At 68.0% G+C, this 24,501-nt stretch carries 23 protein-coding genes and 1 pseudogene; 13 read left to right on the top strand and 11 right to left on the bottom strand.

The window, feature by feature from the left end:
- Window positions 1-53: 53 nt before the first annotated feature.
- Together F4Y45_01775 and F4Y45_01770 are read right to left on the bottom strand one after the other, a co-directional pair.
- The gene (locus F4Y45_01775; protein ID MXY23234.1) at window positions 54-629 is read right to left on the bottom strand and encodes a ribonuclease HI; all 576 of its coding nucleotides are present in this window, start codon (window positions 627-629) and stop codon (window positions 54-56) included.
- A gap of 147 nt (window positions 630-776) precedes the next feature.
- On the bottom strand, window positions 777-2,027 hold the full coding sequence (locus tag F4Y45_01770) for an ATP-binding protein (protein MXY23233.1): 1,251 nt from the start codon (window positions 2,025-2,027) through the stop codon (window positions 777-779).
- 514 nt (window positions 2,028-2,541) lie between these two features.
- Here F4Y45_01770 and F4Y45_01765 point away from each other — a divergent pair.
- The 4 genes and pseudogenes from F4Y45_01765 (at window position 2,542) to F4Y45_01750 (ending at window position 4,259) form a co-directional block, all read left to right on the top strand.
- Window positions 2,542-2,802, top strand: a complete 261-nt coding sequence (locus F4Y45_01765; protein ID MXY23232.1) for a hypothetical protein — start codon at window positions 2,542-2,544, stop codon at window positions 2,800-2,802.
- Window positions 2,803-2,831: 29 nt separating this feature from the next.
- Window positions 2,832-3,260 carry a hypothetical protein gene (locus tag F4Y45_01760; GenBank protein ID MXY23231.1) on the top strand — a complete coding sequence of 143 codons (429 nt, stop codon included), beginning with the start codon at window positions 2,832-2,834 and terminating at the stop codon, window positions 3,258-3,260.
- A gap of 229 nt (window positions 3,261-3,489) precedes the next feature.
- Window positions 3,490-3,690, top strand: a pseudogene (locus tag F4Y45_01755) (cobalamin-binding protein).
- Window positions 3,691-3,761: 71 nt separating this feature from the next.
- Complete coding sequence (locus F4Y45_01750) at window positions 3,762-4,259, top strand: SRPBCC family protein (GenBank protein MXY23230.1); 498 nt, start codon at window positions 3,762-3,764, stop codon at window positions 4,257-4,259.
- A gap of 17 nt (window positions 4,260-4,276) precedes the next feature.
- On the opposite strand, the gene F4Y45_01745 is transcribed toward F4Y45_01750, so the two are convergent.
- Entirely contained in the window at window positions 4,277-5,497 is a 1,221-nt protein-coding gene (locus F4Y45_01745; protein ID MXY23229.1) for an ATP-binding protein, read from the bottom strand.
- 23 nt (window positions 5,498-5,520) lie between these two features.
- Here F4Y45_01745 and F4Y45_01740 point away from each other — a divergent pair, with 23 nt between their 5' ends.
- Window positions 5,521-6,327 carry a hypothetical protein gene (locus tag F4Y45_01740; protein MXY23228.1) on the top strand — a complete coding sequence of 269 codons (807 nt, stop codon included), beginning with the start codon at window positions 5,521-5,523 and terminating at the stop codon, window positions 6,325-6,327.
- 50 nt (window positions 6,328-6,377) lie between these two features.
- Here F4Y45_01740 and F4Y45_01735 read toward each other — a convergent pair whose 3' ends face one another.
- The 4 genes from F4Y45_01735 to F4Y45_01720 form a co-directional block, all read right to left on the bottom strand.
- Window positions 6,378-7,667, bottom strand: coding sequence for a TolC family protein (locus F4Y45_01735; protein ID MXY23227.1), 1,290 nt, complete (start codon window positions 7,665-7,667; stop codon window positions 6,378-6,380).
- On the bottom strand, window positions 7,667-8,893 hold the full coding sequence (locus F4Y45_01730) for a copper oxidase (GenBank protein ID MXY23226.1): 1,227 nt from the start codon (window positions 8,891-8,893) through the stop codon (window positions 7,667-7,669). The genes F4Y45_01735 and F4Y45_01730 overlap by 1 nt, the downstream gene beginning before the upstream one ends.
- Before the next feature lie 93 nt (window positions 8,894-8,986).
- A complete protein-coding gene (locus F4Y45_01725; protein ID MXY23225.1) occupies window positions 8,987-9,370 on the bottom strand; it encodes a hypothetical protein in 384 nt (127 codons plus the stop codon).
- A 13-nt stretch (window positions 9,371-9,383) separates the two neighbouring features.
- A complete protein-coding gene (locus F4Y45_01720) occupies window positions 9,384-10,070 on the bottom strand; it encodes a DUF2911 domain-containing protein (protein ID MXY23224.1) in 687 nt (228 codons plus the stop codon).
- Window positions 10,071-10,138: 68 nt separating this feature from the next.
- Here F4Y45_01720 and F4Y45_01715 point away from each other — a divergent pair, with 68 nt between their 5' ends.
- Window positions 10,139-11,287 (top strand): ATP-binding protein, encoded by a 1,149-nt coding sequence (locus F4Y45_01715; protein ID MXY23223.1) that lies wholly within the window; start codon window positions 10,139-10,141, stop codon window positions 11,285-11,287.
- A 106-nt stretch (window positions 11,288-11,393) separates the two neighbouring features.
- Here F4Y45_01715 and F4Y45_01710 read toward each other — a convergent pair whose 3' ends face one another.
- Both F4Y45_01710 and F4Y45_01705 read right to left on the bottom strand, forming a co-directional pair.
- Window positions 11,394-11,831: a hypothetical protein gene (locus tag F4Y45_01710; GenBank protein ID MXY23222.1), complete on the bottom strand. Its 438-nt coding sequence runs from the start codon at window positions 11,829-11,831 to the stop codon at window positions 11,394-11,396.
- A 63-nt stretch (window positions 11,832-11,894) separates the two neighbouring features.
- Entirely contained in the window at window positions 11,895-13,121 is a 1,227-nt protein-coding gene (locus F4Y45_01705; GenBank protein MXY23221.1) for a cytochrome C, read from the bottom strand.
- 28 nt (window positions 13,122-13,149) lie between these two features.
- On the opposite strand from F4Y45_01705, the gene F4Y45_01700 reads away from it, so the two are divergent.
- The 7 genes from F4Y45_01700 to F4Y45_01670 all read left to right on the top strand — a co-directional run bounded on the left by F4Y45_01700 (window position 13,150) and on the right by F4Y45_01670 (window position 20,877).
- Window positions 13,150-13,881, top strand: coding sequence for a hypothetical protein (locus F4Y45_01700; GenBank protein ID MXY23220.1), 732 nt, complete (start codon window positions 13,150-13,152; stop codon window positions 13,879-13,881).
- 7 nt (window positions 13,882-13,888) lie between these two features.
- A complete protein-coding gene (locus tag F4Y45_01695) occupies window positions 13,889-15,748 on the top strand; it encodes a DUF1592 domain-containing protein (GenBank protein MXY23219.1) in 1,860 nt (619 codons plus the stop codon).
- The gene (locus F4Y45_01690; GenBank protein ID MXY23218.1) at window positions 15,745-17,148 is read left to right on the top strand and encodes a DUF1552 domain-containing protein; all 1,404 of its coding nucleotides are present in this window, start codon (window positions 15,745-15,747) and stop codon (window positions 17,146-17,148) included. The genes F4Y45_01695 and F4Y45_01690 overlap by 4 nt, the downstream gene beginning before the upstream one ends.
- An 18-nt stretch (window positions 17,149-17,166) precedes the next feature.
- Complete coding sequence (locus F4Y45_01685; GenBank protein ID MXY23217.1) at window positions 17,167-18,537, top strand: PQQ-binding-like beta-propeller repeat protein; 1,371 nt, start codon at window positions 17,167-17,169, stop codon at window positions 18,535-18,537.
- A 225-nt stretch (window positions 18,538-18,762) separates the two neighbouring features.
- Window positions 18,763-19,098, top strand: coding sequence for a helix-turn-helix transcriptional regulator (locus tag F4Y45_01680; protein ID MXY23216.1), 336 nt, complete (start codon window positions 18,763-18,765; stop codon window positions 19,096-19,098).
- Window positions 19,064-20,335, top strand: coding sequence for a type II toxin-antitoxin system HipA family toxin (locus F4Y45_01675; GenBank protein ID MXY23215.1), 1,272 nt, complete (start codon window positions 19,064-19,066; stop codon window positions 20,333-20,335). The genes F4Y45_01680 and F4Y45_01675 overlap by 35 nt, the downstream gene beginning before the upstream one ends.
- Before the next feature lie 11 nt (window positions 20,336-20,346).
- Entirely contained in the window at window positions 20,347-20,877 is a 531-nt protein-coding gene (locus F4Y45_01670; GenBank protein MXY23214.1) for a hypothetical protein, read from the top strand.
- Between the two features lie 49 nt (window positions 20,878-20,926).
- On the opposite strand, the gene F4Y45_01665 is transcribed toward F4Y45_01670, so the two are convergent.
- Window positions 20,927-22,222 carry a PQQ-binding-like beta-propeller repeat protein gene (locus F4Y45_01665; GenBank protein MXY23213.1) on the bottom strand — a complete coding sequence of 432 codons (1,296 nt, stop codon included), beginning with the start codon at window positions 22,220-22,222 and terminating at the stop codon, window positions 20,927-20,929.
- Between the two features lie 198 nt (window positions 22,223-22,420).
- Window positions 22,421-24,385 carry a PQQ-binding-like beta-propeller repeat protein gene (locus F4Y45_01660; GenBank protein ID MXY23212.1) on the bottom strand — a complete coding sequence of 655 codons (1,965 nt, stop codon included), beginning with the start codon at window positions 24,383-24,385 and terminating at the stop codon, window positions 22,421-22,423.
- Window positions 24,386-24,501: the final 116 nt, after the last annotated feature.

The raw sequence follows: 24,501 nt of genomic DNA, 5'->3' as shown, positions 1-24,501 counted from the left end.
CGCGCGGGTTTTCGCTTCGGGCTTCCGGGTCCGGGTGTGGTTGCCACGGGCTGCTAGAGGGTCGAGCGCATCCAGGCGGTGGCGAGACTGTCCGCGTACTCGTTCCAGCGATTACCGGTGTGGGCAGCGGTCCACCGCAGCTTGCAGCCCGGGTGCGCGCGGTAGAGGGCGAGCAGTTCTCGCACCAGTTCCAGGTTCTTGATGGGACCCGCCTTCCGCTTCCAGCCGGCCCGTTCCCAGGCCGGCGCCCAGCGGGTGATGGTGTTCACGCAGAGCTCGCTATCGCTGAGCACGCCCACGTCGGCATCCTCCGGCAGCATCGTGAACGCCTCGATCAGCGCCCGCAGCTCCATGCGGTTGTTCGTCGTCTTCGGGTCGTGGCCGTGCGCCTGCCGGACGATCCGACCGTCCTCGACCCAGACCACGCCCCAGCCGCCGGGGCCGGGATTCGGGACGGCGCTGCCGTCGGTGAACACGCCCGAACCGGCGCCGGTGCGTTCCGGGTACTTGGCGAGGACCTCGGCGAGCGTGAGGTTCTCTTCTCGCAGCGTGCGGCCACGGTTCGTGCCGCCACTGGGACCGGTCCGGCCAGCGCGTCGCGCGCCGGGGCGCTTCTTCGGCGAGTGCATCCGGCAATACCTCGGTTGCCAGCCGGGGTACTTGTCGAGCACGGCCTGAGCGACAGTGAACGACGTCTGGCACACCTGGCACGTGAAGCTGGGCATGGCGGGAAGATACGAGGATCGTCGTCTCGATAAGCAAGCGCCGGGAGGCCGTCAGGGCCCGAGGGCTCCGATGGGTATGACTCCTACTTCCCCGGGGCGCACGTGGCCGTATCCACTGGGAACGATCACCGCCAGGGCGGAGGGCTTCCCGTGGTCGCTCTGCTCCATGCGTTGGGCGAGCCTGCGCAGGTTCTTCACGCCGTCGTCTACCCAGCGTTCGCCGAGCTTGATCTCGAACGCCACCCAGCGTCCGTCCGCCGCCTCGACCACAGCGTCCACTTCCAGTCCGTCCTTTTCCCGGTAGTGGAAGACCTGTGCATCGGTGTTCTGGGCGTAGACACGCAGGTCGCGGACGACCAGAGACTCGAACAGCAGTCCCAGGAACTGGAGGTCGGCCGTCAGGCGCGCCGGGGCGGCACTCAGGGCGGCGGCTGCGAGTGATGGATCCACGAAGTGCCGGACCGGCGTTCGTCGGAGCGTCGTGCGCGACCGCAAGTGCGGTGACCAGGCCGGCTGGTTTTCCACCACCATGAGTCGTTCGAGTGCGTCCAAGTACTCGGCCACAGTATCGGTCTTGAGAGCCTGGTCGTCGTCGCCTGCGTCGGCAGCCAGTGTCGACAGGGAGGCGGGCGTCGCCACGTTGCGCGCCAGCGAGCGCAGGACACGGCCCACCTTCACCGGGTCGCGCGTCTTGGCTCCGGCCCGCGATACGTCGGTACGGCGGACGTCGTCCAGATAGCCGCGGTTCAGGCGGAGGACGCCGGCCAGAGCCTTGCCGACGTGGCCCGGCCAGCCGCCTGCACAGACGAACTCGGTGAGGGCGGCGATTGACATTTCCGATTGCGGCGTCCGTTGCTCCGCACCGTCGAGCAGCCGTCGTAACGAAATCTCCCCGCTGGAGTGCCCGCTTTCGTAAAGCGACAGTGGGCGCATGCGCAGGCGAACAAGACGTCCGGCACCGGTGTGCCGGGCGATGTCGTCGGCGGGCACGGCGGAACCGGTGAGAATGAACTGGCCGGGGGTGCCGCGGCGATCAATCGCCCTGCGGACGTGGTTCCAGATGATCGGCTCGAGTTGCCATTCGTCGATCAACCGCGGCGTCTCACCGTCCAGAACGATTGCCGGGTCTACGCCGATCATTCGTCTGGCATTGTCGTCCACGTCGAGCAGCACTTCGCTGAGTGCCGCCCGGGCGGCGGTGGCCGTTTTCCCAGTTGCCCTGGGCCCTTCTATGAGAACCGCTCCGGCGGCTTTCAGGAGATCGGCCAATTCGGCATCGACGATTCGCGGCAGGTAGGTCATAACCAGCCCAATTTTCTGGCACAGGTTGTACTCCGGCAGCGGTGCGCCACGCAACCCTAACGGGTGATTTGTCGACGTTACAGCGGGTGATTTGTCGAAGCTTCAGCGGGTGATTTGTCGAGCGACTGGCGGGTGTTTCGGCCGGACCCTTTGCATAGGACTGCGGAACTTCAGTCCGTTCGGCAGCATGTGGCACGGGCACGCCGCGGAGCTTTCAGGGTCGGGCCGCGGTTCTTCCTATTGCCTGCTCCCTCGCGAGTCGTAGATCAGCTCAGGCACCACGACTTCCCAAGACTCCCGCAACGCCCTGAACAACGCATCGAACGCCACGAGGTCGCCATCCCGTGACGTCAGCCAATGCCAAGTAAGCAGCAGGTCGGCGCCGACCTTGCCGAGTTCGGTGCGTTCGTCTTCGAAGAGCGTAAGCGCGAGCCGGGCGTCGTGCTTCGGATCGTTTCGCCGTTCGCGGACGAGCCGCTGCGCGCAGGTGCGGCAAGTCGAAGTGGATCAGGTTGTGGCCGAGGATGACGTCCGCCGGTTCGGCGAAATCGTCGAGGTCGCGCAGGGCGCCATCAAGCTCGCGTTGCTTGAGCCTGGTGCGGACGAAGGACCTGCCGTTGGAATCGACGGCTGCCAGCGCGTTGATTCGCTCGTTTCGCTTGCCGACCTCCAGGTCGAGGGCCAGATAGCGCATCAGAATTCGCGTGGCGACTCGTTACCGGAACCGCACATTCGTTATCGTCTGCACGAACATCGGTTCGATTATCCCCGATGAAATCGGTGGCGTAATCCTGATCGGCTACGATGGGAAGAGGGGGTGCCGTGGGCGAAATCGTCGTCAATGTCGGCCTGGAAAACTACGTGGACCGGAGCAACGCCAGGAGCGGACTCCGGACGGAACCTGTGCGCCGCACCCACGTTGACGGCGTCGTCGACACGGGCGCGGTGATGCTCGTGCTGCCTCAGAACGTCGTCGAACGGCTCGGACTGGAGGAGCTCCGAACGGCCATCGTGACGTACGCGGACGAGCGCAGGGACGAGCGGCCGGTTGCAGGTCCCGTCGCCATCGAGGTCTGCGATCGGTTCATGGTCACAGAGTGCGTCGTGGGCCCGCCGCTGAGCGAGCCGCTGATCGGGCAGATCGTTCTGGAAGGCTTGGACCTGATCGCGGATTGTGCGAACCGGACGCTGACGCCGCGGACGCCGGATTATCCCTCTCTCAAGTTGAAATGAACATTGCCTGGTCGGCGGGGTCGGCGGTCCCTTCGGCCTGCGCGGGCTCTAGCCGCAGCCGGTGCGCTCGCTGGTTCGCCAGCCCTCGAGGCTAGCAGAGGCGTTCAGCCAGCTGCTTCCAGGACTCCTGTACGCTCGTCAGGTGTCCGAGCCCCGCTTTCCCGAACGCATCGTCTGCATGACGGAGGAGACCACGGAGTGGTTCTACCTCCTGGGAGAGGAGCACCGCATCGTCGGCTCGTGGTGCGGGCGGAAGTTCCGGCCGGAGAAAGTGACTGCCCGACCCGGTTGGGACCGGATCAACGCGGTACGTGCGGGCGCGGTTCACGAGATCAAGTCGACCATCATCCTGCAGCCCGGTCCGGCGTGCCTGACCGACGGTGTGCGGGGGCTGCAGGCCATCGTCGAACAAGCAGCGCGGGCCACGTAGTCCTCCGACCGTGCGCGGCCCGCCTCGGACAGCCTATCGCTGGCCACGAAACCCGAAGAATCGCTCGGGCTATGCTGAAAGTAGTGGCCCGCAAGACGCACCGGCTTCACGTATCAATCCGGCTGAGGCGCCCGCTGAGCGAGGTCTTCCCGTTCTTTGCCGACGCCCGCAATCTGGAGCGCATAACACCGCCCTGGCTCCGGTTCCATGTGCTGACGTCCGGCAAGATCGAGATGCGCGAAGGATTGACCATCGACTACCGGCTGCGCCTTCGGGGGATCCCGATCCGGTGGACCAGCCGGATCTCGGCGTGGGAGCCGCCGGGCCGGTTCGTTGACGAGCAGGAGCGCGGCCCCTACCTGGTGTGGCGCCACGAACACCGCTTCCGGGAAGAGGTCGGCATGACGGTGGCGGAGGATGATGTCGCCTACGCCGTTCCGGGCGGCCGCGTGGTGAATCGCTTCCTTGTCGCCCCGGACCTGCGGCGCGTCTTCGCGTACCGCTGCACGCGCCTGCGGGAGATCTTCGACTCACCGGCTGACGCTCGCGATTTCGTGCGGGTGGAGTGATCGCTGGCTGGCGCAAGTCAGCCTGCTGCCACGCAGAAGTGCCAGGGGACGGCTCGGATTCCCTTGCCGAGCGAGCGGACCCGATCCGTGCGGCAGGCGAGGAGGCCGCTGCCGCCGGTCAGCTCACACCAACGGGCGAGGTGGTCGGCGTGCCGAAGGGTCGGGGTGCGCGTGGCCTTCACCTCGATGCCGTATAGGCGACCGTCGATGTCGGCGACGATGTCCACTTCGAGACTGGCGCTCTGCCAGTGGAAGAGGCGGGGTGGGCTGCCGCCGTTGTGGGCCGCCTTGAGGAGCTCGGCGACGACGGCGGATTCGGTGAGGGCGCCGAGGGCCGGGCCCTGTAGGATCGCGTCGACCGTCCGATAGCCGAGCATCCAGCTGGCGAGACCCGGATCGACTAGGTGGAGCTTGGGGCTCTTCCGGATCCGCTTGCCGAAGTTGCGGTGATACGGGGGAAGCAGCGCTACGAGGCGGCTCGCGACCAACAGGTTGAGCCAGCGCTTGGCGGTCGGTCCGGTCACCCCCGCGTCGCGGCCGAGGCGGGCCAGGTTCAGCACCTGCCCGGTCGAGGCGCAGGTCAGGGCGAAGAAGGCGCGAAACGTCTCCAGGTCCGATACCTGCTCCAGGTTACGGAGATCGCGTTCCAGGTAGGTCTGAACGTAACTCTGCATCCAGAGATCGCGATCGACACGCCGATTGAGGCGGGGTTCGGGATAGCCGCCACGGTGGAGCCAGTCGCCCAGGTCGGGTGGCGGCGCGACGGTGCGGATCGCGCGCCCCGCGACGAGGCGCGCGAGCGTGGGCGTGCTGCGGGCGGCTGCGATCTCCGCCACCGAGAGCGGATCGAGGTGGAGCACGGCCACGCGTCCCGCCAGCGTCTGGCTGACGCCACGCATCAGGGTGAAGTCCTGTGAACCGGTCAGCAGCCAGGAGCCCGGTCGCCGGTTCTCGTCGATCGCCTCCTTGACATAGTTAAGGAGTTCCGGCACGTACTGAATCTCGTCCAGGATGGCGCGAGGACCGGCGTCGGCAACGAAGCCGGTCGGGTCGTCGCGTGCGACCTCCCTCACGTCCGGACGCTCGAGCGACACGTAACGATGGGTCGCGCCGAACTCCTCGCGCAGTAGTGTCGTCTTGCCCGTTTGCCGCGCGCCCGTGACGATCACGGCGGGAAATGTCCGCAGCGCTCGGCGGATAGTGGTGGTGAGGGTGCGGGGGAAGTACGCGGCGCCCATTTTGAATTGTGCAAATACAATATATGATTTTACATTTGCAATGGCCCGGCCGCCGTATGCCCAAGGGCCGCTCGGGTATCATGGGCGCCATGTCTGATACATCGACTGACTGGAAGAGCCTGAACCAACGTCTCGTAGCCGCGCTGAAGCCAACCGGGGCGCCCGTGGCGATCTCGTTTCATGCGCCGGGAGAGACCCCTCCGGCGGACCGGGTGACGCCGGACTATCCGGAACCGAACGATCGCGGGCGGACCGGGCAGGTCCCGGCCGGCTGCGTTTTCTGGATCCACGGCGCGGAAGGGACGTTTGCGACGGAGGCGGCGGACCACGCCAACTGCAGCGTCGGCAGCTATACGCATGGCTTCATGACGCTGGAGGAGGCCGCGGCGAAGGATGACGTCGAGGCGGTCCTTGCGGCCGGCTGGGTGGACCAGGCCGCGGTCATGGGTCTCCCGCACGTCGCGGAGCGCCCGGGTTCGGTGGTCTACGGACCCTTGGCCGAAGCCGCGGTGACGCCCGACGTCGTGCTGCTTCGAGTCAATGGCCTGGCGTTGATGACGCTCAAAGGCGCCTGCCCGGATGTGGTGTTCGAAGGGAAGCCGCAGTGCCACATCGTGGCGATGGCCAAGGAGCAGGGCACGGTCGCCGCCAGCGTGGGCTGCGCCCTGAGCCGCGCCCGGACCGGCATGCGGCCGGAAGAGATGACCTGCGTCATTCCGGGCGGCCGGCTGGCGGAAGTGGTCGACCGGCTCGAGGCGACCGTCAACCTCGACCGGATGATGGCGCACTACGCGGCGTCCGACGCGCAGCGGTTCGGCAGCGAGTCGTAGCCAGTGCCGGCCTGGAGGCCGGCGCACCAGGCAGACGCCGGATCACCCGATCAGGGCGACATCAGGCCGTCCTCCAGCAGCAGGCCGTCTATCAGGATGGCGGCGCGCCACGCCCGGCCGAGAGCGTCGAGGTACATCTCGCGCATGGTGAAGAGACGCTGCCGGGCCGTAAGGACGTCGGTGTACTCCGCCATCATCTGCCGGTAGCGTTCCAGGCGGAGGCGGTGCGCCTCGTCTGCCCGCGGGACGATCTCGTCGCGGTAGGCGCGGACATCGTCCGCCCCCGCGGCGTAGGTCTGATACTCCCCCGCGAACCGGGCGCGCAGATCCAACTCGACGCGCGACACTTCAGCGCGCGCCCGCGTCAGTTCCGCTTCGGCCGCCGCGATGCCGTCACGGTTGCGGTTCCAGAGCGGAATGGTGACACCGACATCCGCAAACGCTTCCATGCCGACCGGCGACGGGCCATGGTCGAGCAGCTCGCGGTTGTAGCGCGGACCGGCGCGGACGACCAGGTCGGGCTTTGTTTCCTTGCGCGCGCGCACGACCGACGCGGCCGCCCGCGTCACCGCCGCTTCGGCCGCCCGCAGCTCCGGGCTGTCGCGCAGCAGCACGGCCAGCGCCATTCCCTCGTCGACGGGCGGCGGCAACGCGGCCGGATCGGCGGCAAGTGGCGCTGGCCGGAGCGACGGGTCGCCAACCGCGACGCCCAGCTCGCGCCAGATGCGCCACTCGTCGTGCCGCGCCGCCTCCGCCGCCACCTGCGCGGCATGCGCGTCCGCTTCGGCTTCCAGGAGATCCGGTCGGTCGACGACGCCGATATTGGCGAGCTGCCGGGTCGTCGTCACCACGTCGGCCGCGTGCCGGGCCAGCTCGTCCCGAATCGTCACCCGCTCGGCGGCCAGCACCGCTTCACGGTGGTGCAGCCGGACCATCGTCAGGACGCGCTGCCGCTGCGCCGCCTCGTGCGCGCGCGCCTCGGCCGCCTCGCCCCGCCGCACCGCGCGGTCGGCTCCGAGGCGCCCGCTGATGGGGAAGACCTGCTCGACGAAGACGCCGTGCTCTCCCCAACGGATAACCGGGCCGCCGCTCACCTCGTCCGCCGTGTACCCGATCGACGGGTTGGGCCATCGCCCCGCCTGCCGGGCGAGCGCGTCCGCTGCCGTCACGTCCGCCGCCGCCTGCGCCAGCGTGGGGTTCTGCGCGAGCGCCATCTGCTCGAGGGCGGCAAGCGTGAGCGACTCGCCTGAAGGCTGCGCCTGCGCGCCGCGCGGCGCCGACGCGGCGATGACCATCATCAGGGCGACGGCGCCAGCGCCGGTTAGCCAGGGCCGCGGCATCACGCCACCTCCCCGTTCCGGCGGGCGGTGATGTCGGCCTGAATGGCGTCGTAGAGGTCGTCCTCCAGGACGCGCACCAGCGTCATCATCCCCATCATTCCGCCGGTCCAGGTCGGGCGCAGGCCGCGTGTTTCCGGCTTCTCCACCATCGAGTCCATCGCCATGAACATGTCCTGCGGGAAGCCCGGCACCTGCGGCGCATCGTCGGAGGTGCCGTGACGCATCTGCATCGGGCCGACCATCGCCACCATGTGGTTCATCATGTGATGCGGCAGGTGGCAGTGGAGCATCCAGTCGCCCGGGTACTTGGCGTCGAACTCGACGTCCCGCGCCTGGGCGACGCCTACCAGCACCGTGTTGCCCGGCTGCCACGCCGCGCGCGGGATGCGGCCTCCTTCGGTTGCGACCGTCTCGAACGTGTTGCCGTGCAGGTGGATGGGATGGTGGTCCATCCCCAGGTTGACCATCCGGATCCGGACCCGCTCGCCCCGCCTCACCAGCAGCGGTGTCGTCGCCGGCCCGGCGCGGCCGTTGATGGTGAACCAGTTGAAGTCCATCTCCAGCGTGTTCGGGACGTTGCTGTTCGGCCGTAGCGCCCACTCCTGGAAGATGAGGCCGAAGTCGCGGTCGACGCGCGGCGCGTACGCCTCGCGCGGATGCATGATGAAGAGGCCGATCATGCCCATCATCTCCTGCATCGCCATGTGCGAGTGGTAGAAGAACGTCCCGTGCTGATGCAACGTGAACTCGTAGACGAAGGTCTCACCCGGCGCGATCGGGTCCTGCGTCAGACCCGGAACGCCGTCCATTTCAATCGGAATCTCGAAGCCGTGCCAGTGCATGGCGAAGAGCTCCGGCAGGCGGTTCTCCACCACGAGGCGGACGCGATCCCCCTGGGTCACCTCGATCGTCGGACCCGGCATGGTGCCGTTGAAGCCCCAGCAGTCGACCGGGCGGCCCGGCAGGAAGTCGCGCCGGACCGGCTCGGCCACCAGGTGGAACTCCTTCACGCCGTCGGCGTCGATGCGGCGTGGCTGCAGCGTCGGCAGGTCGGGGGTGACCACCGGCAGCGGTCTTGAATCCTCGTCCGCTGTCGCCGCTGTCGCCGCCGTCGCCGCGGCCGGTGCGCTGGCGATTGCCGCGCCGGTCGACGGCTCTGCCGAAGCCGCCGCGGCGCCGACGCCTGCAAGCGTCACGCCGAGAAACTGTCGTCGATTGGTTCTCATCGGTCTGCTCCCTAGCGAACGGGCTGAACGCCCGAACGCCGGCAATCGGTCGATTCGGCTGAACGAAAACCGAGACGGGAACGGACGAAGAGATCAGCAGCGAAGCGGTGTGAGGAACCCGCCGAAATCCAGTGCAGGCGAGGGCGCGCGATCCGTGATCACCGGAAGGACGAGCGGGATGCCGGCAACCTGCGGCATCGTCGGGACGACGACGGCCAGCGTATCGACGCGATCCATCCCGGTCTTGGCGACCGGCCGCGTGCGCGAGGCATCGTCATGGTCGCACCCGGTTTCGGAACCGGGGGCTTCCGGATGGTGCGTACCGCTGTCGTTCGCCTGCGCGTCATGGCACGCGGGATCTTCCGTGCGCGATAGCTCCGCCGGCAACTCCAGGCAACTGTCGACGCATAGGGCCTGCACCCCCGGCAGAAGCGCAAGCAGCAGGGCGATCGCGAAGTGGAGCGCGGCGTGCGCCATCACTCCGACTGTATCACTCCGCGGCGATCGTGAACGGCACCGACGCCAACCGGGTGTCCCAGATCAGGGCGAGGCGGCCGCCTTCGGGAGTCATGTCGAGGAACTGCCAGGAGAGCTGCTCGAAGGCGACCGGCAGGGTCTCCAGCTCCATGGGCGTCCGCAGCACATCGCGATCATCCGTGTAGTCGAACGCCCCGAACAGCGCGTCCCGGTTCTCGGCGTCGTAGCCTCGCTGCGCGGGCCAGGTCGAGACGATGAAGGTCCAACCGTCATTCGCCAGGTCGATGAACAGCGTGTACTCGCCCGGCTCGATCCGCGTGCCGCCGAAGATCAACGGCGCTTGGGTGACGAGGCGCGTCGTCTCGTTCGCGCCGGCTCGCCACACCGGAGCGCCGTCGTTGAGCATTTCCGACCAGTCCGGCGGGCCGAAGAGGTCGCGGCCGCGCTTGAGAGGCTGCCCGTAATAAACATCGATCCAGGGGCCGTGAAGATAGCCGTACTGTACTGGGTCGAACGTGCCGCCCACCTGGGTGGCTGAGTGACCGGGCGGACTGAGCGGGCGTCGCTCTGCTGCGGGCTCTTGCGTCGGCGCGGCGTCAGCCGGCGCGTCGGCGACGGCGGCCAAACCCATCGTGACGATCAAGGCGCCCAGCATGACACGGGTCGTAGAGTTACCACTCACGGAAGTCGAGCGTACCATCGTCGCACGGGCGCGACAACCGCGTAGTTACATTGAAAAATGAACACGCAGCGCTCATAATTCAATCTATGCAGGTCCAACGGCCGCACCATCTACGCCGGTTGACGCAGCTACTGCAAGCGTCTCCCGTCGTCGCCCTGCTCGGCGCCCGGCAGATTGGGAAGTCCACTCTAGCCCGGCAACTCGTCGCTGCTCGCAGCGGATCTACAACCTGGTTCGACCTTGAGGATCCCGCAGATCTAGCCAGGTTGGCGGATCCCGGCCTGGAACTGCCACGGCTTCGCGGGCTTGTCGTCCTCGACGAGATTCAACGCCTGCCGGAGGTGTTTCCGCTGCTGAGGGTCTTGGCCGACCGACCGCGGGCGCCGGCGCGGTTTCTGGTTCTCGGCAGCGCGTCGCCCGAATTGCTTCGTCAGACGTCGGAGACCCTTGCAGGGCGCGTCGCCTTCCACGACCTCGACGGTTTCGGACTTCGCGACGTGCGCGACATCGATCGGCTCTGGCTGAGGGGTGGGTTTCCGCGGTCTTATGTCGCGCGATCGTCCGGGGAGAGCCGCCGCTGGCGCGACGACTTCATCCGGACGTTCCTTGAGCGCGACCTGCCGGCGTTCGGCAATCCGCTGCCGTCCGTTACGATGCGCCGGTTCTGGACGATGCTCGCCCACTGGCACGGCCAACTCTGGAACGCCGCCGAGTTCGCCCGGTCGTTCGGCGTTTCCCACACGACGGTGGGCCGCTACCTCGACTTGTTGACCTCGCACTTCGTGGTGCGGCAAGTCCGTCCCTGGTTCGAGAACGTCCGCAAACGGCAGGTTCGATCGCCGAAGGTGTACATTGCCGATTCGGGCATCCTTCATGCATTGCTCGATCTGAACGACCGCGAGACGCTCGCCTCGCACCCGAAGGTCGGCGCGTCATGGGAGGGGTTCGTCATCCAGCAGATCGTCCATGCCACCGGCAAGAGGACGGAGGACTACTACCATTGGTCCACCTACACCGGCGCGGAACTCGACCTCTTCGCGATCCTGGGTGGCCACCGCTATGGCTTCGAGATCAAGCGCACGTCCGCGCCGCGCCTAACGCCGTCGATGCGATCCGCTCTCGAGACGCTGGAGCTTCATCGGCTGTACGTGGTGTATCCGGGCGACCGGCAGTTTCGGATGGCCGAGAGTGTAGAAGCGCTGCCCGTCTCACGGCTCCTCGACGAGCTGAGCTGATTCGTGCCTTGCAGCCGGGCGCCTCACCGCTCTCGATGTCACGCGGGGTTTCACACGGCCTCCTAGAGGTGCCAGTGCGCGTGGACCCTGGCGGGTCGATTGGGCGTCACCGCGGAGCGGCGACGGCGACCCCGTGTTCGTATACGAGCCGCCCGCCCCGCTCGGCCGTCTGGTAGAGAAGGACCAGGGTCGCGAGGCCGGCCGCGGCGATCGGCAGCCAGACCGTTCGGGGGGCGATCCGGCCGGTCCATTCGAGGGCGGCGCGGGCGAGAGCGACGGCGCCCGCGTAGATCGTGGTCCAGAGCGCCCAGTTCCAGTGCTCGTCCACCAGGGCGTGCGCCGGGCCGGGGATGCGGACCAGCTCGGCGTCGTTCCGGCCGGTGAAGTAGGCGGCGAGGAGCGTCGCGGCGCCGGCGAGATACAGACCGGTTGCGACGCGCCGCAGCGTCGAGCCGCGCGCGGTTCCCAGGGCGACGAGGTCGATTACGGCCGCCGTGACGATCAGGGCGATCGGGAAGTGGACGATTTGCGGGTGGAGCGGCATGGGTTCACCAGATGCCGGCGTGGACGCCGGCGCACCGACCATGGACGCCGGCGCACTCAGGCACTACGGCGCCACCCGCCAGGGGGAGACCTGCGGCCACTCGCGCAACGCTTCCAGCGCCCACTCGTTGGTTTCGTCCGCGTGGGTGTGGCACGACGTGCACGGGTTCGGGATGCCGTAGCGAATGGTGTCCGCGGGCGAGATGAACCGGAACGTGTGGCTGCTGACGTTGACGTCGGCGATCGTGCGCGCGATTCGCGGCATGTGACAGGCGACGCACGCGCTGCCTTCGCCCTCGGGATCGTGCTGCGTGTGGTACTCGAGCGATCCGATCGGCCCCGGTTGCAGATACGGCTGGTGGCACGACGTGCAGACTTCGTTGCCCGGCGCAATGAGGTCCGCGTCGTGCTCGGTGCCATGGACGTCGTGGCAGTCCGTGCAGGTGACGCCCTTCACGTACATCATGCTCCCGACGTAGTCGTTTCCCTGCATCCGGTTCTTGTGCGCCGAGCCTTCCTGCCAGTGCGTGACCGTCTCCTCGCCCAGATGGGCGGGGTCGAGCTCCCAGAAATCGCTCAGTCGTTCGCCGGGCCGGAAGCCGACCGGCCAGTCGACGTATTCCCCGTCGATCGGGTTGCCATGCGGCTGGCCCTGCGAGTGGCAGGCGATGCAGATGTCGGTGGCGCGGACCGGATCGAGTCTGGCGGGGTTGACGGTCGTCTCGGCCACCGGGTCGAAGACATGCTCCCGCCCCGGGCCGTGACACGCCTCGCAGCCGACGTTCCACTCGGTGACGGTCCGAGTCGGGAGGTCATAGTTCACCGAGTGGCAGCCGTCGCAGAGGGGGCCGGTCGGCCGCTCCATCTGGTCCTCCGGATAGTGCTCCACCCACCACTCGTTGCGCGGCCCGTAGCGCCGCCACTCGCCGTTCTGCACGTCCCACTGGGCGGGGAGGACGAAGAGGTCGTCCCCCCGCTGTGTGAAGTAGCGCTGCTTCCACTTGCTGCCGTAGGTGAACGTCACGTCGTCCGGACCGAACGTCACCAGGGGATGGGGGTTGTCGAAGTCGCCCAGGATCACATCGGGACGCTCGGCCGGATCGACGAGGACGTTCGCCATCAGCGTCTCGCTCCACCGGTCGTGGATTTCTAGGTGACAATCGCGGCAGGCGGCGGAGCCGGTGTACTCGTCCGGGTAGTCGGCAGGATCGAGTGGCGGCGGCGACGGTGTGCCGCAGCCGGCCGCCAGCGCGGCGGCAAGCGCCAGGACGCCTCGGCGAGTGCCGGTCATTGACTGCCAGTGTAAGACTATCGGGAGGATGAGGACGAAACGTGTGAGCGGCGCCGTGATCGGGGGATGGGTCGCGGCGTCGATCCTGGTAGCGTGGCCGGCATTGGCGGCGGCGCAGGAGGACGATCCGCCCTGCCGCGTCTTCTGCACGCCCGACTTCAAGGTGGAGCCGACGTTCACCTTCGAGCCGCTCGGCCGCGGGGGGCGCGTCCAGGAGTTGGACGCCGCCGGCAACCCGGTCGGCCCTCCCGTCCGCGAGGCGACGGAGCTGGTGCCGGAGCTGATCCTGGCTCTGGGCATCCCCACCGAGATTCCGCGGATCGGTTTTACTCTGGAGACGATCTTCACGCCGGCCGGCCAGACGGACACCCACCCCTTCACTGGCGCGAGCGGGACGTTCCGCGACAACGGCATCGAGTTCGAGTTCGAACTGAACATCGACTGGCTGACCGGCGATCAGACCGGCGGCTGGGTGGAGAGCCACTTCGACATCGTCGACAAGTTCAGCTCGGGCGAGCGGCCCGGCGACCCGAGCGTTTACACGCACAAGCTGAACTTCGAGCTGGATACCGCCTTTCTCATCTTCAACTGGCTGCCGGAGGGGAATTGGCTGAAGGGGGTGGAGGTGGAAGGATCGCTCGACTACGTCGCCACCGGACTGCCGCGCGCGGGCGACGTCATCGGCAACGAGATGTGGCTCGACGACGCTTCCCCCTGGGGCTTTTCCATCGTCCTGGTCTTCCCGATGGCCCCGCTATAATCGCGCGATGCGGGCCATCTGGCGGCTCTTTCGGCGCCTTCTGCCGGCGCTGGCAGCCTGCGCGATCGTGCCGCCGGGCGCCGCCGCCCAGTCGCCGGACCCGGCCGGGGCGCCGCTGCTTGCCCTGACGCCGGCCGAGTACAACAACACGATCGCCGACCTGCTGGGTTTTCCGCGCGACGGCAAGCTCTGGCCGGAGCGCCCCGCGCTCGCGGCGGCCCTCAGTCCTGTGCGCGAACCGAGCAAGGGCGTATTCGCGCCGCCGCCTCCGCCCCCGGTCTGGCCGTGGCGTTTTCCGAGCGAGGCGGGCACCGACGGGTTCGAGGGAATCGTGCAGGGGCAGGCCCCTTCGCCCTACCAGGTGGAGGAGCTGCACCTCGCGGCGATGCACTTCGCCTCGTTCGCGCTGGTCTCACCCACTTTCTTTACCTGCGACGATTGGGAGTCGCTCCCACGAGACGCGCAGCGGGAATGCGCCTGGTCCAGCCTCGAGCGCCTGGCGCGCCGCGCCTATCGCCGCCCGCTCGATGACCCGGAGCGGGAACGCCTCGAGACGTTCTGGAGGGAGAACGAGGCCGCCGGGCCACTCGACGAGGCGGTCGCGCTGACGGTCGCGGGAATTCTGCAGGCGCCGCCGGTCCACTTCCGGACCGGGCGGCCCACCGTCGGCGGCGCGGCGTCGGCTGGCTCGACGGCATCCATCGATCCATGGTCGCTTTCCTCGCGCCTCTCCTATTTCCTCTGGGACTCGATGCCGGATGACGAGCTGTTCGCGGCGGCCGAGGCGGGCCGCCTCGGCACCCGGGCGGAGGTCGAGGGGCAGGCGCGGCGCATGCTCGACGATCCGAAGGCGCGCCCCGCGATCGTCCGGTTCCACCACCAGTGGCTCGGAACCGACGACGTGCTGCTGATCGCTCCCGCGCGCCGTGCGTTCGGCCCGCTCTTCGGCATCGCGCCGCGCATCAGGACGGCGAGCGACGACGACCTGGAATGGCCCGCCATCATGGGGCCGGTGCGCCACTCGATGAAGTACGAAACCGAACTGTTCGTCGAACGGACGGTCTTTGACGGCGCCGGCACGTTCACGGCCCTGATGACTGACAACCACGGTTACCTGTCGGACGCGACGGCGCCCATCTACGGCGACGGGGCTAGACGAATCCCCGGGCGCCCGCCGGTCACGAAGCCGATCGAGCTGGTCGTCGCCTCGATCGGGCGGGAGAAGACGCTCACGCTCTATCCCGCGTCGTTCCCCGAGACGGAGCGGGCCGGCGTGCTCACGCTGCCGTCGGTCCTCGCCCTCGGCGCGTATGCGGTGCAGCCCGGTCCGATCCTGCGCGGCGTCCGGGTCCTCGAACGACTCGCCTGCATGCCGCTCGGCGAGCCCGTCGAAGGGGCGGAGGCGGCGCTTCCTCCCGATACCCTCACCGCAGAACGCACCAACCGTGAGCGGACCGAGGCGGCGACCAGATCTCGCATTTGCGCCACCTGCCACGAGCGGATCAACCCTCCCGGCTTCGCCTTCGAGCACTACGACGCGATCGGCCGCTGGCGGGCGGAGGACAATGGCCGGCCGGTCGATGCGAGCGGTTCTTTCCGCCTGGCGGGCGGTGAAGAAGTCACCTTTGCCGATGGGGTCGACCTGGCGCGGCAACTCGCCCGGAGCGACCGCGTGCGCGACTGTTACGTCCAGCACTGGACGCGCTACGCCCTCGGGGATCACCTGGCCGGCGATGCGGCCGAGGTCCGGGAGTTGCAGGCGCGCTTCCGGATGGACGACTCGATCAAGAATCTCCTGATCGCCATCGTTGGCAGCGAGTTGTTCCGGACGGCCGTAGCGGGCGGCGGCCCGGAGGACCATCCATGATTACGAGGCGGCAGGCGCTCCGGATCGGCGGTTTCGGCGCTCTCGGGGCGACGCTACCGGGCGGTGCGCTCCCGGCGTGGGCCGCGCAGGAGGCGCCGCCGCGCCGGCTGGTCCTTGTCAGCCACTGCCATGGCTGGCCGTACGAGACGTGGCGCATGCGCGCCGACGGTGTCTCCGAGACGGCGCCGTGGGAACTCGACCTGACCCGGCTCGACGTGTCGGCGTTCAGCCAGCCGCTGGCGCCGCTCTTCCCGCACCGCCGCCGGATCCTCGCCCTCGACGGCCTCTCGCTCGCGACGGCGGAGCTCGACACCGGCGGCAACCGTCATGACCGGGGCTGGATCCACGCCTGGACTGGCAACAACGCCAACTTCGCGGCCCGCGACACGCGATCCACATCGGCCTCGCTCGATCAGCTCGTGGCGGCGCACATCGCGCGGCCCGACCGGATGCCGTCCCTCGAGCTGTCCGTCGATGCGGCGCTCGAGGCGGGCCGACCCATCGCCTATACGCCGGGCGGGATGCGCCTGCCGGTGGAGAACACGCCACCCGGGGCGTGGGACCGCGTCTTCGGCCCCGCCTCGTCGGGCGACGCGGTTGGCGCCCGCCGCCGGATGGCGCTCGACTTCGCGCACCGCGAGTACCGCTCCCTCGCCCCACGCATGCACGGCGCCGCGCGGGCGCGGCTCGATTCGCACTTCGGCTTGGTGGAGCGCCTCGGCGGGCGGCTCGAAGGGCTCGCCACGCTTGACTGCGAGGCCCCGTCGCGGCCCGCCGCCGCCTTCGAGCAGTACGATCGCCGCTTCGATGCGTTCGCGGACATCATCGCCGCCGCGTTCAGTTGCGACATCACGCGGGTCGCCACCCTCACGCTGGGCGAGATGCCTACCGCCGAGTTCGGGGCCGCCGCCATCAGCGACAAGGTGCACAAGGGAATCGCGCACTACATCTACGACGATCCGGCGAAGTACGCCGCGATGACCGACTACGTGGAGCATCACGCCCGCCAGGTGGCGCGCCTCGTCGGCGCGCTCGAGGCGATCCCGGAAGGGGATGGCGGATCCGTGATGGACCACACGCTCATTGTCTGGGGCTCCGAGCTGGGGGACGGCTGGCACGGCTACCGCCACTACTGCCCGGTGCTCATCGGCGGCGAGTGGGCGTTTACCACCGGCCGGTACCTCTACTGGCCGCACACGACTCCCGCCGAGATGCGGGTGCCGTCGCAGGTCATCGCGCGCGGTTCGACGAACCTGTGCGGCCAGCCGCACCAGCGACTGCTGGTGAGCGTCGCGCGCGCGATGGGGCTCGATGTCGATCAGGTCGGCCTCGGCTTCGTCCGCGGCCAGCGGGGTGACTTCATCGACGTGACCGGACCGCTCGACCGGCTTTCCGTCTGACGCGATTCAATCCACACCATGCCGAACGCACGCACACGTCTCATTGCTGTTGCCATTGCTGCCTTCTGCTCCGCCGCGGCCGGATTCACGGTTGCCCTCCAGGCCGAGGACTGGCCGCAGTGGCGCGGCGTCAACCGCGACGCCATATGGCGCGACACCGGCATCATCGACCGCTTCCCGGAGGGCGGCCTGCGCGCCACGTGGCGGGTCCCGATCCGCGGCGGGTTCGCCGGTCCGGCGGTGGCCGGCGGACGGGTCTTCGTTCTCGATTATCAGGAGACGCCCGGCAGCCGGACGATGGATGGCCACGAGCGGCTGCTGGTGCTCGACGAGGAGACCGGAGCCGAGCTCTGGCAGGCGGAATGGCCCGCCACCTACCGGAACATCCACATCAAGTTCGCGAACGGGCCGCGGGTCACACCGACGGTGGATGGCGACCACGTGTACATCCTGGGCGCGGCCGGCATGCTGTCGTGCTTCGACGTGGCGAGCGGCGGTCTGGTCTGGCGGGTCGACACCACCGTCGACTACGACGTGACGGTTCCCGCCTTCGGCGTCTCGCAGGCGCCGCTGGTCGAGGGGGACGTGCTGATCGCGCAGCTCGGCGGCGAACCCGACGCGATGGTGGTGGCGTTCGATCGGGCGACCGGCGAGGAACGGTGGCGTGCCATCGAGGCGAGGTACGAGCCGGGTTACTCGTCGCCAATCGTCATCGAGGAGGGCGGTGTCCGGCAGTTGATCGTCTGGCACGCCGGCGGGGTCGCCTCGCTCGATCCGGCGACCGGCGAGGCCTGGTGGGAGTACGAGTTCGTGGTCCCGAGCGGCTTGACGATCAGCACGCCGGTCCGGAGCGGACGCTACCTGCTGGTGTCGCAGATCGAGAACGGCGGCCTGATGCTGGCCCTCAATCCCGACCGGCCGGCGGCGAGGCCGCTCTGGGAGGGGGCCAACCCCGATCGGACCGATCATCCGCCGCAAGGGGCGACGCTCGGCACCGCGGTGATGGTCGATGGCGTGATGTACGGCCTCAGTGGCTACGGCGAGTTCCGCGGCGTCGACGCGGCGACCGGCGAGCACCTCTGGTCCACCTGGGACATGACGCCGCTGGAACGGTGGGGGAATTCCTACCTCGTCCAGCACGAAGACCGCGTCTTGGTCATCAACGAGACCGGTGAGCTGCTGATTGCGCGGTTCACCCCCGGCGGCTACGAGGAGATCGACCGCACCCTGCTGATGACGCCGAACATGCAGACGCAGGGCGGCGCCTCCGGCCGCTGGGACAACCGGCCGGTCCTCTGGGCCCATCCCGCCTTCGCCAACCAGCACGTCGTGGTCCGGAACGAGACAGAGGTGGCCCGTCTCTCGATGGCGGCCAGCGACTACGAATAGGTGTTAGCAGATCCGCAGGGTCCGCACCCTAGTCAGTTGATCCCTGGCTGGCCCGAAGTCGATCTCTGCTAGAGGACCATCGCGCAACAGTTCGCATACGTCGTCACACCTGTCGGGCGTTCTGTGATTCCCCAACCGTGGCCCCCTAGTGGTCCGACATCTTGTTGACTTGCAACAACGTAAACTATATCTAAATCTATATTGATGCTTTAAACTGCATAGAATATGGCCGGATCGCTGACGGAAACGGCGCAGGCACTCAAGGCCGCCAGGCTCGCCAAGGGTATGAGCCAGCGCGAACTGAGCGCCCGAAGCGGACTCACGCAGGCGCATATTTCCAGGATTGAGAACGCCGCGGTAGACGTCCGCCTGCCGAACCTGATCGAACTGGCCCGCGTCCTCGACCTGGAGATGATGTTGGTTCCGCGCCCACTGGCGCCGGCCGTCCGCGACATCATCCGGTCGCACCGATCAGCTGACGGTCGGCCTTCGGCACGGTCGCGGCCGAGGCCAGCCTATCGTCTGGATGACGACGAGGACGCCGCCCGTGGCCGACGTTGATCTGCTGGAGGTCCGGCTCCACGGCGAGCCGATCGGTACCCTGACACGCCTCAGTGACGACCGGGTGGCTTTCGCGTTCAGCCGCGACTACATCGAGGATCCCGGGCGCAACACGTTGAGCCTTGCCTTTAAGGACGATTTGGGCGGCCTGCTTACCGACCATCCGCCCACACGTCCACGCCTTCTCCCCTATTTCTCGAACCTGTTGCCGGAAGGCGCCCTGCGCGACTACCTGGCACGACGCGCCGGCGTGAAGTCGCAACGCGAGTTCTTTCTGCTCTGGGCGCTGGGCGACGACCTGCCAGGGGCGGTGACCGTCCGCCCGGCGGCCGCTCCGCCGATCCCGGCGCCGGACCGGGAGCAGCGCGACTGGTCGTCCAACGATCAGCCGCGCGACGACCGGCCGTTCCGGTTCTCACTCGCCGGCGTGCAGTTGAAATTTTCCGCCGTTGCCGGGACGGCCGGCGGACTCACGATCCCGGCCCGTGGGGTCGGGGGTTCCTGGATTGTCAAGCTGCCCTCGCCGACCTTTGACGGGCTTCCCGAGAACGAACAGGCGATGATGACGCTCGCCCGGCGCGTCGGGATCGATGTCCCGGAAACCCGCCTGCTCCCCGTTCGGGATGTAGCCCACCTCCCGGAGGGAATCACCCGGTTGGGCGCTACGGCGTTCGCGGTCCGGCGCTTCGACCGGTCGGACGACGGCAGGGCCGTGCACGCCGAGGACTTCGCGCAAGTCTTCGGCGTTTACCCGGAAGACAAGTACGGACGCGCCAGCTACCGCAACATCGCCGAGGTAATCTGGACCGAAACGGGAGAGCCGGGTATCACCGAGTTCATCCGGCGACTGGTCTTCAACGCGCTGATCGGCAACGCCGACATGCATCTGAAGAACTGGTCGCTCGTGTACCGCGAGGGTCGAACGGCGGCGCTTGCCCCGGCCTACGACTACGTCTCGACGATCGCGTACCTCCCCGACGACACGATGGCGTTGAAGTGTGTCCGCACGAAGGAGTTTTCCCGGTTCTCCATCGACGAACTGCGCAGCCTCGCCGACAGGGCCTCCCTGCCCCGTACGATCGTGCTCAACACGGCGCGCGAGACCGTTGCCCGGTTTCACGACGCCTGGGCCAACGAGAAAACCCATCTCGGCCTCCCGGACGCCACCATCGCAACCATCGACGCACACGTCGACCGGGTGCCGCTCGCCGCCGCGCCCGACGCATCCATCAGGTAGAGTACCGCCCGATGCGGAGCACTTTCGCACTCATCGTTCTGGCCGTCCTCGCCGCCGCCGGTCCGGCCATCGTCTCCGCCCAGGCACCGGATTTCTCCGGCTACTGGACGCTGGATCGGGACGCAAGCCGGATCACTCCGCCAGCGTTCAGCGGCGGGCGCGGGGGCGCGTCGATCGATCGGCTGTTCATCACGCACGCGGCGAACGGCACCCTGATCGTCGGGACCGAGACGAACGGACTGAAGGCGTGGTCGTGGACCCCCGGCACCGAGGGGACCATCCCGGTCGGGCGCGACACGACGATGCGCGCGTCGTCGCGCTGGGAGGGTGATCGCCTCATCGCCGAAGGAACGCAGGGCCAGACGCGCATGCACGAGGTGATGTCGCTCGAAGCGAGCGGCCAGCAACTGACTATCGAGGTGACGACGACGACGCCGGAGGGAGAGACGGTGAACCGCCTCGTCTATCTGAAGGATCAGCCGGTGGGCTCGTGCGACACCTGGGCGATGCCCTGCAAGGACTTCACCGAGCAGCAGCGCTAGGAGGCGCGGGCCGGCGCAACATGGTCGCCAGCCCCAGCCCTGCGATCAGCTATTCCGCCAAGTCGAAGGCGACGATTCGTTCGCGGTCGCGGGCATAGAGCGTTGTTCCCACCAGCGTCGGCACGGTCCAGGCGCGCGTGTTGAAGACAGGCGCGGTTGAGAGCGTCGTCATCCCGGACGGCGTCATCTCCGCGAGCGACAGATCGCCATCCTCCTCCAGGATGATCACCTTGCCGTCCGCATGCAGCAGGCTTGCCCGACTGAAGCCGCGCTGCCGCCAAGCGGTCTCACCCGTCTCCACCTGCGTCGCGGTCATGATCGCCGTAGCGCCCTGACCGCTCGTGCCGTAGACAAAGTCGCCGAGCCGAAGCGGGTTCAGGAACGTGAACCGGAGTTGCGGGTCGTACCACAGCTCCTCGGTCCGGGTGATGCTGCCGTCGCGGATCAGGCGGAGGGCACGGCTCCCCGCGATGTAGCCCGACGAGAGAAACAGGATGTCGTCCTCGTCGCTCCAGAGCGGCACCTGGAAGTTGAAGTCGTTTCCCGCGTCGTGGGGATGCGCCCAGAGGACCTCGCCGTCCGCCGGGTTCATGCCAACCACTGCCTGGCCCGCAAAGACCACCACCTGATCCTCGCCATCGACCGTGATCAGGCCGGCCGGCGCTTCGGAAACGAGGAAGCTGCCGCTACGCCAGACCACCTCGCCGTCCGACTGCCGGAGCGCCATCACCGACTGCCCCGGTCCCCCCACCTGCATGATGATCGTGTCGCCGTAGGCCAGCGGGCTCGCCCCGTAGCCCGACTTGATCATCGATCGAATGAGCAACGGCGGCGCGCCGAAATCGCTGACGAAGTTCCGCGTCCAGAGCAACCCGCCCGTCGCCGGATCGAAGACGTGCAGTTCCTTGTTCGTCCCGATGGTGAAGAGCCGGCCGTTCTCGAGGAGCGGCGTCGCGTGCGGGCCCGCGCCCTGGCCGAAGTCCTGAACGTCAGACGGATACGAGTACTCCCACAGCGTCTCGCCGGTCGCCGCATCGAGCGCGATGACCGTTTCCTCCGCCCTCCACGGCGCTTCGCCCCCGTCGCCATAGGCAACGCGGTACAGGGTGAACAGCCGGCCGGCGCCCGCGATGATGGCCGAGTGTCCGGCGCCCAGCGGACGGCTCCAGATCTCGGGCGGTCCGGCTTCCGGCCAGGCGGTGGCCAAGCGCGGCGCTTCCGCGATGATGAAGTCGCCGCTCGGGCCGCCCCACTTGCGCCAGGCTTCCCCTTCCTGAGCGACGGCGGCTGGCATCAACAGCGCCATGAACGCCAGCACGGTGGCCGTACCCGCCTTGCGATCCATACTTAATGTTGTTGGTAGAAGTCTCAATATAAGGCAACTACGCCACCAGCTTATATTAATGAATGGCGGCCAGTCTTTAACAAGCTGGTTGTTGCTGTATTTCACTCCCCGATGCGGAGATCGCCGCCCGTGTGCAGGTCGAGAGCGGCGAGCGTAGCGCAGTCACGTCTCGCGTAGAGCCACGAGTAGTGGTTCCCGCTAGTCGGGAAGCGTCAGCGCGACGAGCGACCCCGGCAGCCGGTCCGGTCCGCCGCTGATGGGCATCACGAGGTACTGCTTCCCGTCGTGCATGTAGGTGGCGGGGATGCTGTTGGTCGGCGCCGGAATGTCGACCACGCCAACCTGCTCGCCGGTCGCCTTGTCGACGGCACGGAACTTCGCTTCGCCTCCGCGTCCCTCGCCATACATCAGCAGGGTGTCGGTCAAGAGCACGGTGGCGTGGGTCGGCTGGCCGGTATTGCCGATGTCGACGCCCTGCAGCAGACGGTGGTTCCGGAACCGCTCGGGAGTATCGCCGTTCGGGATCGACCAGAGGATCTCGCCCTGGTTCAGATCGATGGCGGTGATGCTGCCGTAGGGCGGCTTGTAGATGGGGAGCCCCTCGATGCGCAGGCCGCCGCCGCCATCGCCGCTTACCCAGTCCGCGACTGTGCGGCCGACCGGGTTCGGATCGTTCGCATCCGCTTCGGCCCCCGGCACGAGGAACGGCGAGCCGCACGAGCGGATGTGCGCCGTGTAGAGGATGCCGGTCGTCGGGTCGACGGCGGTGCCTCCCAGGATGTTCGTGCCGCCGTTGCCGCCCGGACACAGCAGCGCGCCGCGCTTCCCGCGGTCGTTGTCGCGGTGGAGGGGCGGCGTGAAGAGCGGGCCGTGTTCGTACTGGTTCAGGATGTCGAGGGCGCGCTCCCGAAGCTCCGGCGTCCAGTCGATCAGGTCGTCCTCGTTGATCCCCTGCATCTCGTAGGCTGGCGGTTTCGTCGGGTGCGGCTGGGTCGGCGCGTAGTACTCGCCCGGCACGTGGCCGCGCGGGGCCGGACGCTCCTCGATCGGCCAGACTGGCTCACCCGTCTCGCGGTTCAGCACGTAGGCGTACGACTGCTTGGTGGTCTGGACGATCGCCGGAATTGTCTGACCGTCCACTTCGATGTCGATCAGGTTCGGTGCGGTCGGGTTGTCGTAGTTCCAAATGTCGTGGTGGACGGTCTGGTAGTGCCACCGCCGTTCGCCGGTCCGGACGTCGAGAGCCAGGATGCTGGTGGAGAAAAGGTTGTCGCCGGGATGGAAGCCGCCGTAGTGGTCGTTGGTCGGCGGGTCCGTGACGATGTAGACGAGGCCCAGCTCCGAGTCGGCCGAGAGCGGCGCCCACGCCGACACGTTGCCGGTCCAGCGCCACGCGTCGTTCTCCCAGGTATCGAAGCCGAACTCGCTCTCCGACTGCGGGATGACGTTGAACTTCCAGAGGTGGTCGCCCGACCCGGCGTCGTAGGCGAGGATGTGCCCGGGAACATTCTCCTGGCGGGTCTGGCGATAGCCTTGCTCATGCGAGTTTCCAACGACGACGACGTCGTTCACCACGATGGGGGGCGACGAATTCGTGATGTAGCCCACCTCGGAGGGGATGCCGTCGGTGGGGTGGTACTCGTAGCCGAAGTCGGCCAGCAGATCGACCGTCCCGCCGTCGCCGAAATCCTCAATCGGATAGCCGGTGTCGGGGTCGAGCGCGTGCAGGAAGAACCCCGGCGTCACGACGTAGATCCGGCCCTCGCCGTTCACCTGCGCGTAGGAGACGCCCTTGCCGTAGTTCTTCCGCATCGAACGCTCCCAACGGACGGTGGGAGGCTCCCGGAAGGTCCATAGTGTCTCGCCCGTGGCCGGATCCATCGCCACGACGGTGCGCCGGTAGCCGGCCACGCCGAACAGCTTGCCCTCGGCGTAGATGGGCGTAGAGCGCATCAGCCGGTCGACATCCGGTCCGTAGTTGTCGCCGCGCCACACCCAGGCCACCTCGAGATCGCCGAAGTTCTCGGCATCGATCTGATCGAGCGGTGCGTAGCGCGAGCTCCGCTCGTCGGCGCCCCAGTGCGTCCATCCGCCGTCCTGCGCAGCGGCGGTTTGGGCGCCGATCACGACGGCAAGGGTGGCGAGACAGGCAGTCAGGGTCACGCGACCCGGCTTCCGGGTCGCGGCGGCGGGCCGGGGGGGGCTGACTCAGATACGTAGTTAGCGGTGCGGGCGGGGGGGCGCGTTGCGCGGGCGGGGTGGGGAGAACCAAAACACAC

It is taken from the genome of Acidobacteriota bacterium (genome assembly GCA_009838525.1).
Classification (GTDB): domain Bacteria; phylum Acidobacteriota; class Vicinamibacteria; order Vicinamibacterales; family UBA8438; genus VXRJ01.
This window is presented reverse-complemented; position numbering and strand designations above follow the sequence as displayed.